Source organism: Thiolapillus sp. (genome assembly GCF_048562965.1).
GTDB classification, from domain to species: domain Bacteria; phylum Pseudomonadota; class Gammaproteobacteria; order Chromatiales; family Chromatiaceae; genus Thiolapillus; species Thiolapillus brandeum_A.
Window position 1 is genome coordinate 1 of sequence record NZ_JBHNMF010000635.1, and the last position, 1,765, is coordinate 1,765.

Below are 1,765 nucleotides of genomic sequence, written 5' to 3' on the forward strand. Positions count from 1 at the left end.
AAACTCATCTCCGGCGAACTGCGAATCAAGGATTTCGAGCGCTTCCTCGGGAAGGTTGCCTGATGGCCGCACCTTCACCCAAACACCAAGAGGGCCTCAAGACCGCTCGGTTGCTGATGGTGCTCAGCAGCATTTCGCCGCTCTTCATACTGTGGGCGATCCGTGGCAACAGCCTGATCCCAGACCTCTGGTTCGTCACTTTCTTTGCGATGATGGTCATCCTGCCCAATGTATTCCTCTGGTTGCGCATCCGCACGGCCAAAAAGCAGGCGGATAAGCGCAATCTCACGGTCGGGAAGGCCGAGGACCACCGAGACCACGTCCTCGTCTATCTCTTTGCGATGCTTTTGCCGTTCTACTCGGAAGATTTAGGCTCATGGCGAGGTTTGAGTGCAACGGTGGCGGCACTGGGTTTCATCGTGTTTTTGTTCTGGCACCTGAATCTGCACTACATGAACCTGATCTTTGCGGTGCTCGGCTATCATGTCTTCACAGTGTATCCACCAGCCGACGGTAACCCGCTCTCCGGCAAGGAACGCTACGCTCTTATCACGCGCTGTGTCAACCTTGCCCCCGGCGGCCAACTTGTCGTCTACCGTTTGAGCGATACCGTATATATGGAGGCGGAGACGTGAAATTGAAGTTCGATCTGGATGACGTGATCGTCACGGAGTTCGGTGTAGGCATTGATGACGGTAACGAGCAAACCTTTGTGGTTGTTCCCGTGGATGCAGAAGTACAGACCGCGTTGCATGAGATGGTGCAGGCAACTTGGGATGTAATGCAGAGAGACGATACGGGACCCACAAGGTATCAGCCATCGGAAAAGCATGGGAGCATCGAGTACCTCTACCTCCCTATCGGCAATGATCTGGCAAAGGGGGTTCGGGAACTGCACGATGCAACGAACTTGAATATCGCCGTGCCCGGCGATCCATCCAATATCTTTTGCTACTTCACTCGCCTGACGGACAATAAGAAGCGTCGTCTGACCGCCCTGCGCCGGGCATCCCAGTTCAAGGGCGTATTGAAGAAGCGCCTGATTCGCGTGCTGGACGACACGCTGAAGATCATCGAGGACACCGTATTCAAGCTGGACAACGATTTCGATCTTCTCGTCGATTCGGCGAACGTGCATATCCTGCGGCCTAGCGGCTTTGAGTTTGCCGGGAAGCTCCAAGAGGCGATCCTGAACGCGGTGCCAGAGAACATGAAGTCCATCCAGAAAGACCTACCTTTCGTTGACTTAGACGGGATCGAGAAATACGCAAGCAAGCGTCCGCGCGCCGCTCGCTATCTGGCTTCGATCCGGGCGCAAGAGGAGACGAAGAATATCGACAAGGCAGCCCTGAAACGCCTCTGCGAGTGTACCGGTGTCGATGTCAAGGAATCGAAAGGGAAGATTACCGTCTTGGAAGGTCACGAGATGGGGTTCCTCGAAGTCTTGGACCGAAGACGGTATGAGGTATCCCTCGTAAAGGATAAACCGGAGCACTATCTGGCCGGGAGCCGGAGGAAGACCAATAGTTCAAGTGTGTCTTCGACCTCGTGATAGATTTTGGGACATCCCAGTCCCCAAAATCGACTCGGCCTTCGCTGTCAGCCAGAGATTTGCTGGTTAGGTTTAGAGATGTAGTGAAGCGACACCCTCCTCTCCGTCTCATATCCGGTAAAATCCGTGTCAATCAACCGGAAGATGCTGCCGAGTAACGACACTCATGCTGGAAAATGACCTCGAAACCGCCTGCCTGAACTGGCTCTCCGA

The 1,765-nt window shown here is 54.3% G+C and carries 3 protein-coding genes; all 3 read left to right on the plus strand.

Going from position 1 to position 1,765, the window contains the following annotated elements:
• On the plus strand, positions 1-635 hold a 635-nt coding region (locus ACOCD2_RS18610), incomplete at its 5' end, for a hypothetical protein (RefSeq protein ID WP_305801807.1).
• Positions 632-1,552 carry a Kiwa anti-phage protein KwaB-like domain-containing protein gene (locus tag ACOCD2_RS18615; protein WP_293649118.1) on the plus strand — a complete coding sequence of 307 codons (921 nt, stop codon included), beginning with the start codon at positions 632-634 and terminating at the stop codon, positions 1,550-1,552. The genes ACOCD2_RS18610 and ACOCD2_RS18615, both read left to right, overlap by 4 nt.
• Entirely contained in the window at positions 1,549-1,710 is a 162-nt protein-coding gene (locus tag ACOCD2_RS18620) for a hypothetical protein (protein WP_294031117.1), read from the plus strand. The genes ACOCD2_RS18615 and ACOCD2_RS18620 overlap by 4 nt, the downstream gene beginning before the upstream one ends.
• Positions 1,711-1,765 lie beyond the last annotated feature (55 nt).